This is a genomic window from Streptomyces sp. NPDC086777, from assembly GCF_040702065.1.
GTDB lineage: Bacteria > Actinomycetota > Actinomycetes > Streptomycetales > Streptomycetaceae > Streptomyces.
In genome coordinates this window covers 164,595-179,718 of record NZ_JBFBJI010000003.1, presented here as the reverse complement: position 1 = coordinate 179,718, position 15,124 = coordinate 164,595, and the positions used below count along the sequence as shown (strand labels likewise).

The following is a 15,124-nucleotide window of genomic DNA, read 5'->3' as shown; positions in this document are numbered from 1 at the left end:
GGCCGAAGGCTGGGGGAGGAACTGCGCGACCAGATCCCACCGAGCCGCACCCGAGCCACCACCTCAGGCGAGCAGACGCTCCACGACCACCGCGATGCCGTCCTCCTCGTTGGAGGAGGTCACCTCGTCGGCCACCGTGCGAAGCTCTTCATGCGCGTTGGCCATGGCCACCCCCCGAGCCGCCCACGCGAACATCGGGATGTCGTTCGGCATGTCGCCGAAGGCGATCGTGTCGGCCGGCCTGAGGCCCAGCCGGCGCGCGGCCAGCGAGAGACCGGTCGCCTTGGACAGGCCCAGAGGCAGCAGCTCCACGATGCCCTCGCCCGCCATGGCCACCGTGACGAAGCCTCCGGCAGCCTGCTGGGCCGCTTCCGCGAGCTCGTCGTCGGACAGCCGCGGGTGCTGTATGTAGATCTTGTTCAGCGGGGCCGCCCAGAGGTCGGCGACGTCCGTGAAGGGCGTCGACGGGAGATGCCCCGTCACCGCGTACCCCGGCCCCACCAGCACGTCGCCGTCGAGGCCGTCACGGCTCGCCGCCAGGTACAGCGGACCGACCTCGGCCTCGATCTTCGCGAGGGCGACCCCGGCCAGCTGCCGGTCCAGCGTCACGGAGGTGAGGAGGCGGTGCGCGCCGGCGTCGTACACCTGCGCCCCTTGGCCGCACACGGCGAGGCCGTCGTAACCGAGGTCGTCGAGGATGTGCCGGGTCCAGGGGACCGCGCGGCCGGTGACGACGATGTGAGCGGCGCCCGCCGCGGTGGCCGCGGCGAGCGCTTCACGGGTGCGCGGGGAGACCGACTCGTCGGACCGCAGCAGCGTCCCGTCGAGGTCGGTCGCGATCAGCCCGTAGGGGAAGCTCACCGGGACACCGGCTCCAGGACCTCCCGGCCGCCCAGGTACGGGCGCAGCACCTCGGGCACGTACACCGAGCCGTCGGCCTGCTGGTGGTTCTCCAGGATCGCCACGATGGTGCGCGGTACGGCGCACAGCGTGCCGTTGAGCGTGGCCAGCGGCTTGACCTGCTTGCCGTCGCGGACCCGGATGGACAGCCGGCGGGACTGGAACTCGGTGCAGTCCGACGTCGAGGTCAGCTCGCGGTACTTGCCCTGCGTCGGGATCCACGCCTCGCAGTCGAACTTGCGGGCGGCCGAGGCGCCGAGGTCACCGGTGGCGACGTCGATGACGCGGAACGGCAGCTCCAGCGAGGTCAGCCACTGCTTCTCCCAGGCCAGCAGACGCTGGTGCTCCGCCTCCGAGTCCTCGGGGGCGACGTAGGAGAACATCTCCACCTTGTCGAACTGGTGAACGCGGAAGATGCCCTTGGTGTCCTTGCCGTGCGAACCGGCCTCGCGGCGGAAGCACGGGGAGAAACCGGCGTAGCGCAGTGGCAGGCGCTCCGCTTCGATGATCTCGTCCATGTGGTACGCGGCGAGCGGGACCTCGGACGTGCCGACCAGGTAGAGGTCGTCCTTGTCGAGGTGGTAGACGTCCTGGGCCGCCTGGCCGAGGAAGCCGGTGCCCGCCATGGACTGCGGGCGGACCAGCGCCGGGGTCAGCATCGGCGTGAAGCCGGCCTCGGTGGCCTGCGCGATCGCCGCGTTGACGAGCGCCAGTTCCAGCAGGGCGCCGACGCCGGTCAGGAAGTAGAAGCGGGAGCCGGAGACCTTGGCGCCGCGCTCGACGTCGATGGCGCCGAGCAGCTGGCCCAGCTCCAGGTGGTCCTTGGGTTCGAAGCCCTCGGCCCCGAAGTCGCGGATCGTGCCGTGCTCCTCGAGGGTGACGAAGTCCTCCTCGCCGCCGACGGGCACCTCGGGGTGGACGAGGTTGCCGAGCCGGAGCAGCAGCTCGTGGGCCTCGGCGTCGGCCGCGTCGCGCTCGGCGTCGGCGGTCTTGACGTCGGCTTTCAGCTGCTCGGCCCTCTTCAGCAGCTCGGCCTTCTCGTCGGCGGAGGCCTTGGGGATGAGCTTGCCGAGCTGCTTCTGCTCGTTGCGCAGCTCGTCGAAGCGGACGCCGGAGGACCTGCGCCGCTCGTCGGCGGAGAGGAGGGCGTCGACGAGCGCGACGTCCTCTCCACGGGCGCGCTGGGAGGCGCGCACACGGTCGGGGTCCTCACGGAGCAGGCGAAGGTCAATCACGGAGCCAAGGCTACCGGTGCGGGGTTGCCCCCCACGAATCACTATTGACACGTGTTCCGAATCGTGGCTTACGTTCCGTTAGGGATGAATTGCCCAACGTGTCAATAAAAAGTGTCTCACTCCCCGAGACGGGGCATGCCCGCGGCTTGCGGTTGACTGGATTTCCTTGTGCGCAGCGGGACTTGGGGGCGCGGTTGTCCACAGGGATCCACGCCCTCCCGAGAGTTATCCACAGGGTGTGTGGACGGAGTGTGGACTCCGGAATGGATCACTCCGCGAGTGGTGCGTGAAGAGAGGAATTCCCGCATCAAACCGGGACAACACCCTCTTTCGAGTGGAAAGGCATCGCTCCAAAAGATGAACCATGGGAAACGAGTGGACGAAGGGTGATGTGGGCGGGCGGGGGCGTCCTGCCGTCCTGTAGGCCGATTTGTCGACAGACTCATGTGTCGCTGTCGACTTGTCCCCAGGTCGAGATGGGCGCCTGTGGATAACCCCTGTGGATAACGAAGATACGAGGGTACGACCGGCTAGAAACGGCCGTCCTGGCAGCGCGCCACCCAGTCCGAGGCCGCCACGAACTCCTCGTCCGACGTCCCCGGCAGCGTGGGTCCCACGGTCTCGCCCGGTCGGACGTCCGCCCGCGGGTACGAGCCCAGGAAGCGCACCTGGCGGCAGATCCGCTTCAGCCCCATCAGCGCCTCCGCCACCCGGCGGTCGGAGATGTGGCCCTCGGCGTCGATGCAGAAGCAGTAGTTGCCGATACCGGTGCCGGTCGGCCGGGACTGCAGCAGCATGAGGTTGATGCCCCGGGTGGCGAACTCGCCGAGCAGGTCACGCAGCCCGCCGGGGTGGTCGTCGTTCTGCCAGAGCACGACCGAGGTCTTGTCCGCGCCGGTCGGGGCCGCGGGCCGGGCCGGGCGGCCGACCAGGACGAACCGGGTCTGTGCGTTCTCCGCGTCGTGGATCCCGGTCTCCAGGGCCTCCAGGCCGTACCGCTCGGCCGCGAACTCGCCCGCGAAGGCCGCGTCGAAACGGCCCTCCTGGACCAGGCGGGCGCCGTCCGCGTTCGAAGCGGCGGACTCCCAGACGGCGTCCGGGAGGTGGGCCCGCAGCCAGTTGCGGACCTGCGGCTGGGCCACCGGATGGGCGGTCACCGTCTTGATCTCGGAGAGCTTGGTGCCGGGGCGGACCAGCAGTGCGAACGTGATCGACAGCAGCACCTCGCGGTAGATCATCAGCGGCCTGCCCGCGACCAGCTCGTCGAGGGTCGTGGTGACCCCGCCCTCGACGGAGTTCTCGATCGGCACGAACGCGGCCTCGGCCTCGCCGTTGCGTACGGCGTCCAGCGCGGACTGGACGGAGACGTACGGGATGAGCTCCCGGGTGGCGGCCTCCGGAAGCGTGCGCAGGGCGACTTCGGTGAAGGTGCCTTCGGGACCGAGATACGCATAGCTCGCTGGCATGTCCCTCACCCTAATGGGCGCAGGGAGACACGGCTCAGTTGTCTCATCGGATCCACTCGAACGGGTGGTTTGAAACCCGGAAACGCGCCAATAGTGATCAGAAACCACTCTGGTACAGCTGCGGCGGGCGGATGTCACCCCTCCAGCAGCCGCTGCCCCACGTACTCCCCGTCGGCCGCGCCGCCCGGCACCGCGAACAGGCCGCTCGCCTCGTGCCGGATGTACTGCGACAGCGCGTCCCCGCGGTCCAGCTTCCGCTGCAGCGGCACGAACCCGCGCAGCGGATCCGCCTGCCAGCAGACGAAGAGCAGCCCCGCGTCCGGCGTCCCGTCCGCGTCGATGCCGTCGTGGTACGAGAACGGGCGCCGCAGGATCGCCGCGCCCCCGTTCTGGTCCGGCCGGGTGATCCGGGCATGGGCGTTGATCGGGACGACGTACTCCCCGTCCGACCGGGCCTTCTCCAGGTCCATGGCCGTCGTCTCGGTGCCGCCGGTCAGCGGCGCCCCGTTCGACTTCCTGCGCCCGATCACGTTCTCCTGGGCCGCGAGCGACAGCTTCTCCCAGTCGTCGAGGAGCATGCGGATCCGGCGCACGACGGCGTAGGAGCCGTTCGCCATCCACGCGGGGTCGCTCGCACCGCTCGCCGGCACGAAGATCCGGCGGTCGAAGTCCGAGTCCGTCGGCTTCGGGTTGCGGGTGCCGTCCAGCTGGCCCATGAGGTTGCGGGCCGTCATGGGGTGCGCGGTGGCGCCCGGGGTGCGGTTGAAGCCGTTCATCTGCCAGCGGACCTTCGCCGCGCTGCCCGCGTCCTTCTGTATCGCCCGCAGGGCGTGGAAGGCGACCAGGGCGTCGTCGGCGCCGATCTGCACCCACAGGTCCCCGTTGCTGCGTGACCTGTCGAGGTGGTCCGAGGAGAAGTCGGGCAGCGGGTCCAGCGAGGAGGGCCGCTGCTTCTCCAGGCCGGTACGGCTGAAGAAGCTGTTGCCGAAGCCGAAGGTGACCGTCAGCGCCGAGGGCCCCGCGTCCCGGGCCACGTCCGTGTCGTCCTGCGTCATCGGCTCGCCCGCCATCAGCCGCCCGGCCGTCGTCGACCAGCGGCGCAGCAGCGCGGCGGCCTCGGTACGGCCCGCGCCGGCCGCCAGGTCGAAGGCGACGAGATGGCCGCGCGCCTGGAGGCCCTCGGTGATGCCCGGCTGATGTTTCCCGTGAAACATCGCCCGGTCGGAGCCGACCGAGCTGAGCGGGGTGGCCTGGGCGGGGGCGGCCGCGTAGCCGAGGCCCGCGCCCGCCGCGCCGAGGACGAGTCCGGTGGCCCCGGCGGTGCCGAGCAGTGCACGCCGGCTGACTCCCCCAGCCGGGGGAGCCTCGGCGGCTGCGGTGCGGGCCTCGGTGACGGACTGGGACTGTTCGGGCATGGTGCGGTTCAGCCGATCTGCGCGCTCTTGGAGACGGTCACCTGGTCGATGTCGGAGGTCCGCACGGTGACGGAGACCTTCCAGTCGCCGGCGATGGGGATCTGCACCCCGTTGGCCGCCCAGTGTCCGGTGGTGATGTGGTCGGGGTTCACGGGAATCGGCCCGAGCTTCTTGGCGTCGAGAGTGAAGGCGACCTTCACCTCGGGGATGTCGAAGGCCCGGCCGTTGGGGCGCTGCACGTAGACGTGCATCTCGTTGCTGCCGACGGTCGCGGGGTCCAGGTCGACGCGGACCACGCCCTTGCCGTCCTTGCCGCCGGTGTCGAACGACATGTCGAGGGTCAGCGCGCCCGAGGACGAGTTCGACGCGGAGGAGGACGAGGCGGATGCGGTGGTGGCCTTGGCGTCCTGCTCGGTACGGCCGGGCTCGGTCTGCGTCAGCACGGTCGTGACCGCGAGCAGCGCGACCGCGACCCCGGCTTCGGCCAGCACCGAGCGGCGCAGGCCGAAGCGGTGCGGGTCGGCGTCCCGGAGCCGCCTCTGCCGGGCGGTCTCCCTGGCGGACTGCTGCCGGGCGAGCTGGGCGGCGCGCTCGGGGTCGTCGTCGGCGGCCCCGGCCTTCCCGGAGCCGCCGGGCACACCGGTGCCGGACTTGGCGGCCTTGCCGGAGGCCTCCTTCGTGGCGGCGGACGCCTTGACCGTCTCCTTCGCCGTCTCTTCCTCCTCCGGCGCCTCTTCGACGGTCGCCGTCTCCGTCACCCCCGCAGCCGCGAGCCGCCCGGTCCACCGTCGCGAGATGGACGCGATGCCGACGAGCAGCGCCACGAGCCCGATCTTGACCAGCAGCAGCTCGCCGTAGGCCGTGTCGGTGAACGCCGACCACGAGCCGAGCTGGCGCCAGGACTGGTAGATGCCGGTGGCGACCAGCGCGAGCACCGACCCGAAGGCCACACGGGAGAAGCGCTGTACGGCGGCGGACTCGACCGGGGTGTCGGCGGGCGCCCGGTAGAGGGCGACCAGCAGGGCGGTGAGCCCGCCCAGCCAGGCGGCGACGGCGAGCAGGTGGATGACGTCGACCGGCATCGCGATGCCCGGCTGGAGTCCGGTGGAGGCGTGCTCGGCCATGGCCCAGCTCGCCGCGAGTCCGGCGGCCACGACGGTCCCGCCGACGGCCAGCCCGAAGGTCAGGTCGCGCTTCTCCTCGTCCTCGCGCTTGTCGTAGGCGCCGAAGAGGACGGCGATGAAGAGGGCGGCCGCCGCGAGCAGCAGCAGCCGGGAGACCAGGGCCGCGCCGGTCTTGGTCTGCAGCACCTGGCCGAGGAGGTTCAGGTCGAAGATGTCCCCGACGCTGCCGGAGGTCGTGTAGGAGCCGCGCAGGAGCAGCAGCCAGAGGGTGGCCGCGGTGAGCGTCAGCCAGCCGCCGACGACCAGGCGCTGCATGGCCCGCACCCCGGAACCGCGCTGCCAGCAGGCGAGGACGAAGGCGGCGCCGCCGACGAGCACGATGTACCCGGCGTAGGACATGTACCGCCCGAAGCCGTAGAGCCAGCCGACGACCCCGCCGCCCGCCTCCTGGTCCCCGACCGAGGCGACGGTCTTGGAGGGCGCTCCGACGGAGAAGGTGAAGGCACCGGCGACGGGGTGGCTGTCCGCCGAGACGACCTGCCAGGCGACTGTGTACGTGCCGTTGCCCAGCCCGCTCTTGAGCTGGACCCCGTAGGTCGTGCCGGTCAGGTTGCTGGGCTTTGCGAGGTCGACCCGCTTGCCCTTGGGATCGAGGACCCGGATGGAGTTGTTGTTCGTCGACACGTTTTCGGAGAACGTGAGCGAGACCTGATCGGGCGCCTTCGGGACCACCACCCCCTGGGCGGGGTCGCTCCCGGTCAGCGCGGCGTGCGCCGAGGCCGGCCCGGCGCCGGCCAGCAGCGCGCCGGTGACGGCGAGGAACAGCAGCACCAGGGTGCGCAGGCGGGGGGTGATGGTCCGCATCAAGGTCGGTCCTCCCTCAGTGTCCGGTCGACGGGTTGTACGTGGCGGACTTCACCGGCATCTCGACGGTGAGCGGACCGGATTCGGCGAACTTGAGTTTCAGAGTGATCGTGTCGCCCTGTTCCGGGCGGCGCTTCAGCTTCTCGAACATCAGATGGTTGCCACCACTTTTGAACACGAGTTGACCGTGTGCGGGCACCTCGAAGGCGTTGACCTCCTCCATCGCCCCGCCGTTGGTCTCGTGCATGGTGATCTCACCGGCGGAGTCGCTGGTGACCGAGGTGAGCTCGTCCTTCGTGCCGCCCCTGTTGGTGATCGTCAGGAATCCGGCGGCCATGTCGGCGGAGACCGGCTGGGGCATGTAGGAGGCGCCGACGGACAGCTCGACCCCCGAGGAGCCCGAGGAGCCCGAGGCTCCTGAGGCGCCCGAGCCGCCGCAGCCCGCGAGGGCGAGTGCCCCCGCGATCGCTATCCCGGTCAGGGCGAAGCGTTTCCCGGGTTTCCCGGGGTTCGTGGACGTCACGGGTTCTCCCCCTCGATGATCTTGGGGAGGTCCTTGGTGTAGTCGTCGACGGTGGCGTTCTCGCCGTAGAGGACGTATCCGCCGTCGGTCTTCGGCGAGAACGCGATGACCTGGGTGCCGTGCACCGAGACGACCTTGCCGGTCTTCTTGTCCTTGTGGGTCGGCTCGATGGAGATGCCCAGGGCGCGGGCGCCGGCCTGGATGGTGGCGAAGTCGCCGGTCAGCCCGACGAAGCTCGGGTCGATGCCCTTGAGCCACTTGCCGAGCTCGGACGGGGTGTCGCGGGCCGGGTCGGTGGTGACGAACACGACCCGCAGTTTCGCCTGGTCGGCCTTGGACAGCGCCTTCTTCGCGACCGCGACGTTGTTCATGGTCAGCGGGCAGACGTCGGGGCAGTGCGTGTAGCCGAAGTAGATCAGCGTCGGCCGGCCCTTGGTCTCCGTGCGCAGGTCGTACTTCTTGCCCTGGGTGTCGGTGAGTACCAGGTCAGGCTTCTCGAACGGCGTGTCCAGGATGGTCGCGGCCTTGTTCGAGGTGTCCCCGGAGACCACGGTGACGGGTGACTTCGCGTCGTTGTCGCCGCTGCCGCAGGCGGAGAGGGTCAGGGTGGCGGCGGCGAGCAGCGCGGCCGCGGCGAACGTCTTCTTGCGCATAGGAAAATGTCCCAGATGTGAGAGATCCGGCGCGCACCGGGGGGCCGTACGACAGTTGCGCGACAGCTGTCACAGCGTCGCACGGCCCCCTGTGCGCGTTACGGACGCGGAGCTCAGGCCTCGGTGCCGGTGGTGGACCGGCGGCGCCCGGCGAGGACGCCGTAGGCGACCCCGGCCACGCCGACGGCGATGCCGACGACGCCGAGGACGCGGGCGGTGGTGTCGGTGCCGCTCGGGGAGCCGGAGTCGTCGGACGAGGCCGTGGTCTCGGTCCTGGCCGCGGTGTCCTCGGCCGTCGTCGAACCGTGGTGGTCATCGGTGGCGGCGGACAGCGCGAGGACCGGGGCCGGGTTCTCCGGCTCGTCCTGGCCCTTCTGCTGGACCTCGATCCACCGGACGACCTCCTTGTTGGAGTACGTCTGGACGGCCTTGAAGACCAGTTCGTCGGTGTTCTCGGGCAGGGCGCCCACGGAGAGCGGGAACTTCTGGAAGTAGCCCGGCTCGATGCCCTTGTCCTCGGCGGTCCAGGTGACCTTGGTGACCGCCTGGTCGATCTTCTCGCCGTGCATCTCCAGCGGCTTGGCCAGCTTGGACTTGGTGACGTCGATCTTCCAGCCGGCCATTGGCTGCGGCATCACGGAGGCGATCGGGTGGTCGGCGGGGAAGTTGACCTCGACCTTGGTGGTCGAGGCGTCGTCACGCTCGTTGGGGACCTTGAAGTCGATGACCGCGTAACCGCCCTTGGCGGCGGTGCCCTCGGGCTGCACGCTGACGTGCGCGAACGCGGGCGAGGAGACGGCCAGTACGGCCGTACCCGTGACGGCGGCGACGGCGACGACGCGCGAGGCCTTCATGGCGGACACGGCGGACATGGCGGTCATGACGGAAGCCTTCATGGCAGGGAGCACTCCACTCCGAGTGAGTTCTGTCGTTGAGGGTGCGCGTGGAGAACCGAAATCCCACAGCCGAAATCCCACGGCCGAGATCCCACAGCCGGGAACCCTGAGCCGGGAAACCGGGGTCGGAACCGAAGCCGGGAGACCGGAGCCGGAGACCGAAGCCGGGAGACCGGAGCCGGAAGCCGACAGCGGCCGTCGGAACGGTGCACGCGCGCGTGCCGCACGACGGCGGCAGGTCCCTCCGGATCCGGGCAGACCCCGGGGAGTGCTCTGGTCGCGTCGTGTCAGGCGGCGAGAACGAGTACGGCGGCGGCGACCGGCGGCCCGCGCCGGATCACGGAGTGCTGGAGCGTGACGGTGCACGGTGCGGGCGCTATGTCCCAGGCGCTGCGGCGGCCCCGCGCGGGCGCCTCGGGCACGGCCACGAGCCCGGCGCACAGAGCGCGCGCCAGCGCGAGCGCCCCGCGCAGGGAACGGATCAGCGCCCCCTCGGCGACCCCGTGCGCCGAATCGGCCGACAACTGGATCAGCCGCAGCAGCGCGAGGTCGCCCCGGCGCAGCAGCCACCCGGCCACGACGGCCGCGAGCACGTGCCCGAGCAGCATGGGCACGGAGGGCAGCAGCGAACCGGAAGCCCCGGTGGCGTCCGCGGCATGGGCCGCCCCGCTCGTGCCGGTGGCCGGAGCGGAGGTGCTGAGGTGCGCGTCCGTGAGGATCTTGTAGGCGTGGGCGGGGCTGATCTGCGCGGCCCCCGCCCCGCACACCAGCCGTGCGGCCCGCTCCACCAGCGAGGCGTCGTTCAGGGACGTGGACGAGATCGACGACATCGACGTCATGGATGCCATGGCCGACCCGGACATCGAGCCGCCGGACATCGCGGAACCGCCGTGCTGACCGAGTCCGAACAGCGTGTGGAGGACGGTCTGCACCACCGTGAGCAGGGCCACGATCCCCGGCAGCGAGCGTGCCCGGCCGGTCAGCGGGGCGACGAGCGCCAGGGTGCCCAGGAAGCCCGCGCCGAGTGTCCACAGCGGGACGGTCGCGCAGGAGGCCAGGGTGTGCCCCGCCGCGGCCAGCACGACGCAGAGCGCGGCGAACACCGCGGCCCGCAGGAGCCGCAGTCCGCTTCCGGTGCGCGCCGCGCGCGGATGGGGGGCAGTCATGGCGCGCTCATCATCGCACTGGACCCGCACCCGTTCGACGCCAGGTCCGGAAGATTCCGTTACGCCGGAGGACGGTGATCGAGAGAAAGAACCGAAAGATCATCCTTGTGGCGAACCGCCCGCTCATACACCGAAACCTCCACCCACGCATCCCCCGGATGGGCGTTCTCACATGAACGGAGTGCTTACACCCGGGCACGGGTGGCAATAGGTATCGGTATGTCGAGCCGCAGCCAGGAGGCTGGAGCATGAGCATCTGGTGGTCACTCCATCTGCGGCGTGAGGCCGCGAGCGTGCCGCTCGCCCGACGGTTGCTGATCGGCACGATGGAGACGGCGGGCGTCGACCCCGACATCTCCTACGACCTCTCCGTCGCCCTCAGCGAGGCCTGCGCGAACGCCGTCGAGCACGGCGGGGTCGGCCGTACCTCGGAGGCGTACCGGGTCACCGCCTACCTGGACGGCGAGAAGTGCCGTATCGAGGTGGCCGATTCGGGCCCGGGGCTCGCGCCGGGGTTCGCCCGCACCCAGGACATCAGGCCCGCCCGTCCCGACGCCGAGAACGGCAGGGGCCTCTGTCTCATCAGGGAACTCGCGGATCACGTCCACATCGGCAACAAGCCGGGCCGCGGCGGCACCGTCGTCAGCTTCGACAAGATCCTCAAGTGGAAGAAAGATCCTTCCCTGCTTTCGGCATGACTCTCGCTCCGGCATAACGCCCGCGCTAGGGTGCGCGCATGATTATCGGAAAGATTAAAGAAAGCCTGCTCATCCCCGGCGTGATATTGCGTCCCATTGCCGTCGGCGACGCGGGAGCGCTGTGCGACGCATACGTCGGCAGCAGAAGTCATCTCGAACCCTGGGAACCGGTCAGACCCGAGACCTTCTTCACCGTCGAGGGCCAGGCCGAGCGCATCGACAGCCTGCTGGGACAGGCCGCGGACGGCCTCGTGGCCCCCTGGCTCATGGAGTCGGCCGAGGACGGCCGGATCGTCGGGGCGATCACCCTTTCCGGCATTTCCCTCGGTCCTTTCTGCAGTTCCTACGTCGGTTATTGGGTGGCCGGTGACCAACAGGGCCGCGGTCTGGCCACCGCTGCCCTGGAACGGGTCTGCGAGATCGCCCGGGAGGTGGTGGGACTTCACCGGATCGAGGCGTCCACCCTGATCGAGAACACGACGTCCCAACGCGTGCTGAAGAAATGCGGGTTCGAGACGATCGGGGATGCCCCGCAGTATCTGCACATCAATGGAGAATGGCGGGACAGCCGGCTGTTCCAGCGGGTCCTGCACAACCGCGCCCCGGCGCTGTGACCTGTGGCTTCCCGACTGGTTCAGCTTCCTGGGCGTTCACAGGCCGTTGCCAGCCCCTGCCCATACCCCTGACAAACGGCGTTCCTGGCTTCGTCGGCCATGACGGGAAACCACAAGAACGCGTCGATCACCCGCCGCCGTGCCCTCGCGGTCTCCGGCGGCACGGTGGCGGCCGGCGGCCTCGCGGTCGCCGGCTTCCAGTCGGCCTTCGCCGACACCACGGACACCGGCGCCGACGCGACCGGAACGGCCGCCGCCGACGCGGACGCCACCGCCTCCGCGAGTTCCACCGGCAGTGCGTGCATGACGCTGATGAGCAGCGTCACGGAAGGGCCGTACTACCTCGACGGTGCCTTGGTGCGCAAGGACATCACCGAGGGCAGGGCCGGCGTTCCGCTGACCCTGCGCCTGACCGTCGTGGACGCCACCGACGGCTGCACCCCGGTCAAGGGCGCGGCGGTCGAGATCTGGCACTGCGACGCCTGGGGCTACTACTCCGGTTACACCACCGCCAACCCGGGCGGCTCGGCCCCCGCGGAGAGCGAGGAGGGCGACTCCGCCGACGACGACACCTACCTGCGCGGCTACCAGATCGCCAACGCCAACGGGGTCGTCAAGTTCGAGACGATCTTCCCTGGCTGGTACACCCCGCGCACCTGCCACATCCACGTGAAGGTGCACACGGGCGGCGAGAAGGCGGACGGCACCTACGAGGGCGGCAAGGTCGACTACACCGGCCGGCTCTTCTTCGCCGACGACATCGCCGAGGAGATCTTCACGCTCGAGCCCTATGCGAAGCACACCGGCGACTACACCGTCCTCGCCGACGACATGGTGTACGACGGCGGTGGCGCCGCCGGCGGTCTGCTGACCCTGAAGGCCGTGCACAAGAAGGACCCGTCGAAGGGCTACAAGGGCTCGCTGACCCTGGCCGTCGACCCGGACGCCGAGAACACGGGCGCCGGCAGCGGTGGCGGCGGCACCCCCCGCCGAGCGACGCCCCCACGGGCACCCCGCCGGGCGGGGCTCCCGGCGACAGCGCCTCCCCGTCGGCCTCTGCCTCCTCATAAGGTAAGGGACATGACAAGTTGCGAGGACGACGCGCTGGCCCGGGCCGCCGTGGCCGCGCTCACCGGTCAGCTGGCCCTGGCCCCCAAGCCGGGCCTGCCCGACCCGCGTGACCTGGACGTCCGCAGCACGCGCCGGGAGCACGACAGTCTGCGCTGGTCGGCCAGGGCGCTGGCGCCCGGCCTCGCGGCGATGGCCGCCTCCGCCCGCCGTACCGGCGAGGCCACGCCGGTGCTGCGGGCGGAACTCGGCGCCATCGGCCGGTGCACCGAGCACTCGGTCGGCCTGGCCGGCGGCGGCCACAAGGGCGCCCTGTGGGCCCTCGGCTTCCTGGTCGCCGCGGTCGCCCTGGACCCCCGGGCCACGGCCCGCGAGATCGCCCTGAACGCACGGAAGATCGCCGCGTTCAACGACAAGGGCGCCCCCAGGCGTCCCTCCCGGGGTTCGTCGATCTCCGTCAAGTACGGCGCGGCCGGCGCCCGTGGCGAGGCCCGGGCCGGATTCCCGCACGTACGCAGGGCCCTGGACGCCCTCACCGCGGCCCGCAAGGCAGGCGCGACCGAGAACCAGGCCCGTCTGGACGCCCTGCTCACCGTGATGTCCACCCTCCAGGACACCGAACTCCTCCACACCGCGGGCCCGCTGGGTCTGCGCCGGGTCCAGGCCGGGGCCCGGCAGGTCCTGGAGGCGGGCGGCACGGCGACGGAGGCGGGCGCAGAGGCACTGCGAACCCTCGACGCGGACCTGCACGACAAAGACTGGAGCCCGCGGGGCAGCGCGGGCCTGCTGGCCGGCGCCCTCTTCCTGGACGCCCTGCCTTCTCTGTGACGCCCCGACCCGGGCGCCCCGAAAGGGACGCGGGGCTGTATCCGGTCTGCGGCCACCGCCGCGTGGGCGAGAGCAACCTCCTACGACCCGCGGAACGCGACGACCACCCGCGGAACGCGACGATGGCCGGGCACCCCCTTGGTGCCCGGCCATCCACATCGCGCGTCAGCCCTTGAGCGAAGCCATCCAGCTCTCGACCTCGTCAGACCGCCGAGGCAGCCCCGCGCTGAGGTTCCGGTTCCCGTCGGCCGTCACGAGGATGTCGTCCTCGATCCGGACGCCGATTCCCCGGTACTCCTCCGGCACGGTCAGGTCGTCGGCCTGGAAGTACAGCCCCGGCTCGACGGTCAGCACCATCCCCGGCTCCAGGACGCCCTCCACGTACGTCTCGGTCCGCGCGGCGGCGCAGTCGTGGACGTCGAGCCCCAGCATGTGCCCGGTGCCGTGCAGCGTCCACCGGCGCTGCAGGCCCAGCTCCAGCACCCGCTCCACCGGGCCCTCCACGAGCCCCCACTCGACGAGCCGCTCGGCCAGCACCCGCTGCGCGGCGTCGTGGAAGTCGCGGTACTTGGCGCCCGGCTGGACCGCCGCGATGCCGGCCTCCTGGGCGTCGTACACGGCGTCGTAGATCTTCTTCTGGATCTCGCTGTACGTGCCGTTGACCGGCAGCGTGCGCGTGACGTCTGCGGTGTAGAGGCTGTGCGTCTCGACGCCGGCGTCCAGCAGGAGCAGGTCGCCGGAGCGCACCGGGCCGTCGTTGCGGACCCAGTGCAGGGTGCAGGCGTGCGGGCCGGCCGCGCAGATGGAGCCGTAGCCGATGTCGTTGCCCTCCACGCGTGCGCGGAGGAAGAAGGTGCCCTCGATGTAGCGCTCGCTGGTGGCCTCGGCCTTGTCGAGGACCTTCACGACGTCCTCGAAGCCGCGGGCGGTGGAGTCGACGGCCTTCTGCAGCTCGCCGATCTCCCAGTCGTCCTTGACCAGCCGGGCCTCGGAGAGGAAGACCCGCAGCTCCTCGTCGCGCTCGGCGGTGACCTTGTCGGCCAGCGCGGCCTGGATGCCGGCGTCGTACCCGCGGACGACCCGCACCGGGCCGGTGGCCTCGCGGAGCTTGTCGGCCAGCTCGCGCACGTCGGCGGCGGGGATGCCGTAGAGCGCCTCGGACTCGGTGAGGGAGTGGCGCCGGCCGACCCACAGCTCGCCCTGGCCGGAGAGCCAGAACTCGCCGTTCTCGCGGTCGGAGCGGGGCAGCAGGTAGACGGTGGCCACGTGGCCGTCGTCCTTCGGCTCCAGGACGAGTACGCCGTCCTCGGTCTGGTTGCCGGTCAGGTAGACGTACTCGACGGACGCCCGGAACGGGTAGTCCGTGTCGTTCGAGCGGGTCTTCAGGTTGCCGGCCGGGATCACCAGGCGCTCGCCCGGGAAGCGGGCCGACAGCTCGGCGCGGCGGCGGGCGGTGTGCCCGGCCTGCTCGACGGGCTGGAGATCGCGCAGCTCCGTGTCGGCCCAGCCGGACTTCATGCTCTCGGCGAGCTCGTCGGACACGCCCGGGTACAGGCCGTTCTTGCGCTGCTTGATCAGCTCTTCCGACTCGGTCTCCGGGGTCTCCGGATTTTCCGGGGTGAGCTCGTCGGACACGGTTATCCTCCTCGACACTGCAGTGGATCCCGTCCATCG

At 70.7% G+C, this 15,124-nt stretch carries 13 protein-coding genes and 1 pseudogene; 4 read left to right on the top strand and 10 right to left on the bottom strand.

From position 1 onward, the window contains the following. Positions 1–63: 63 nt before the first annotated feature. The 9 genes from AB0472_RS05770 to AB0472_RS05730 all read right to left on the bottom strand — a co-directional run bounded on the left by AB0472_RS05770 (position 64) and on the right by AB0472_RS05730 (position 10,242). Complete coding sequence (locus AB0472_RS05770; RefSeq protein WP_366353705.1) at positions 64–861, bottom strand: HAD family hydrolase; 798 nt, start codon at positions 859–861, stop codon at positions 64–66. Further along, positions 858–2,135 (bottom strand): serine--tRNA ligase, encoded by a 1,278-nt coding sequence (gene serS / locus AB0472_RS05765; protein ID WP_366353703.1) that lies wholly within the window; start codon positions 2,133–2,135, stop codon positions 858–860. The genes AB0472_RS05770 and serS overlap by 4 nt, the downstream gene beginning before the upstream one ends. Positions 2,136–2,665: 530 nt before the next feature. After that, positions 2,666–3,601 (bottom strand): prephenate dehydratase, encoded by a 936-nt coding sequence (gene pheA, locus AB0472_RS05760; RefSeq protein WP_366353701.1) that lies wholly within the window; start codon positions 3,599–3,601, stop codon positions 2,666–2,668. Between the two features lie 134 nt (positions 3,602–3,735). Further along, the gene (gene efeB / locus AB0472_RS05755) at positions 3,736–5,016 is read right to left on the bottom strand and encodes an iron uptake transporter deferrochelatase/peroxidase subunit (RefSeq protein WP_366353699.1); all 1,281 of its coding nucleotides are present in this window, start codon (positions 5,014–5,016) and stop codon (positions 3,736–3,738) included. 8 nt (positions 5,017–5,024) lie between these two features. Further along, the gene (locus tag AB0472_RS05750) at positions 5,025–7,007 is read right to left on the bottom strand and encodes a copper resistance protein CopC (RefSeq protein ID WP_366353697.1); all 1,983 of its coding nucleotides are present in this window, start codon (positions 7,005–7,007) and stop codon (positions 5,025–5,027) included. Positions 7,008–7,020: 13 nt separating this feature from the next. Further along, positions 7,021–7,527, bottom strand: coding sequence for a copper chaperone PCu(A)C (locus tag AB0472_RS05745; RefSeq protein WP_366353695.1), 507 nt, complete (start codon positions 7,525–7,527; stop codon positions 7,021–7,023). Then, entirely contained in the window at positions 7,524–8,180 is a 657-nt protein-coding gene (locus AB0472_RS05740) for an SCO family protein (RefSeq protein WP_366353693.1), read from the bottom strand. Before AB0472_RS05740 ends, AB0472_RS05745 begins: the two co-directional genes overlap by 4 nt. A gap of 113 nt (positions 8,181–8,293) precedes the next feature. After that, positions 8,294–9,034 carry a YcnI family protein gene (locus AB0472_RS05735; RefSeq protein WP_366354057.1) on the bottom strand — a complete coding sequence of 247 codons (741 nt, stop codon included), beginning with the start codon at positions 9,032–9,034 and terminating at the stop codon, positions 8,294–8,296. Positions 9,035–9,363: 329 nt separating this feature from the next. After that, positions 9,364–10,242, bottom strand: coding sequence for a hypothetical protein (locus AB0472_RS05730; RefSeq protein ID WP_366353692.1), 879 nt, complete (start codon positions 10,240–10,242; stop codon positions 9,364–9,366). 248 nt (positions 10,243–10,490) lie between these two features. On the opposite strand from AB0472_RS05730, the gene AB0472_RS05725 reads away from it, so the two are divergent. The 4 genes and pseudogenes from AB0472_RS05725 (at position 10,491) to AB0472_RS05710 (ending at position 13,450) form a co-directional block, all read left to right on the top strand. Continuing rightward, positions 10,491–10,940 carry an ATP-binding protein gene (locus AB0472_RS05725; RefSeq protein WP_366353691.1) on the top strand — a complete coding sequence of 150 codons (450 nt, stop codon included), beginning with the start codon at positions 10,491–10,493 and terminating at the stop codon, positions 10,938–10,940. A 38-nt stretch (positions 10,941–10,978) separates the two neighbouring features. Continuing rightward, positions 10,979–11,554 (top strand): GNAT family protein, encoded by a 576-nt coding sequence (locus AB0472_RS05720; protein ID WP_366353689.1) that lies wholly within the window; start codon positions 10,979–10,981, stop codon positions 11,552–11,554. A gap of 99 nt (positions 11,555–11,653) precedes the next feature. Further along, positions 11,654–12,624: pseudogene (locus tag AB0472_RS05715) on the top strand (intradiol ring-cleavage dioxygenase). A 10-nt stretch (positions 12,625–12,634) separates the two neighbouring features. Continuing rightward, positions 12,635–13,450 (top strand): triphosphoribosyl-dephospho-CoA synthase, encoded by an 816-nt coding sequence (locus AB0472_RS05710; protein ID WP_366353688.1) that lies wholly within the window; start codon positions 12,635–12,637, stop codon positions 13,448–13,450. Between the two features lie 165 nt (positions 13,451–13,615). Here AB0472_RS05710 and AB0472_RS05705 read toward each other — a convergent pair whose 3' ends face one another. Continuing rightward, entirely contained in the window at positions 13,616–15,085 is a 1,470-nt protein-coding gene (locus AB0472_RS05705; protein WP_366353686.1) for an aminopeptidase P family protein, read from the bottom strand. Positions 15,086–15,124: the final 39 nt, after the last annotated feature.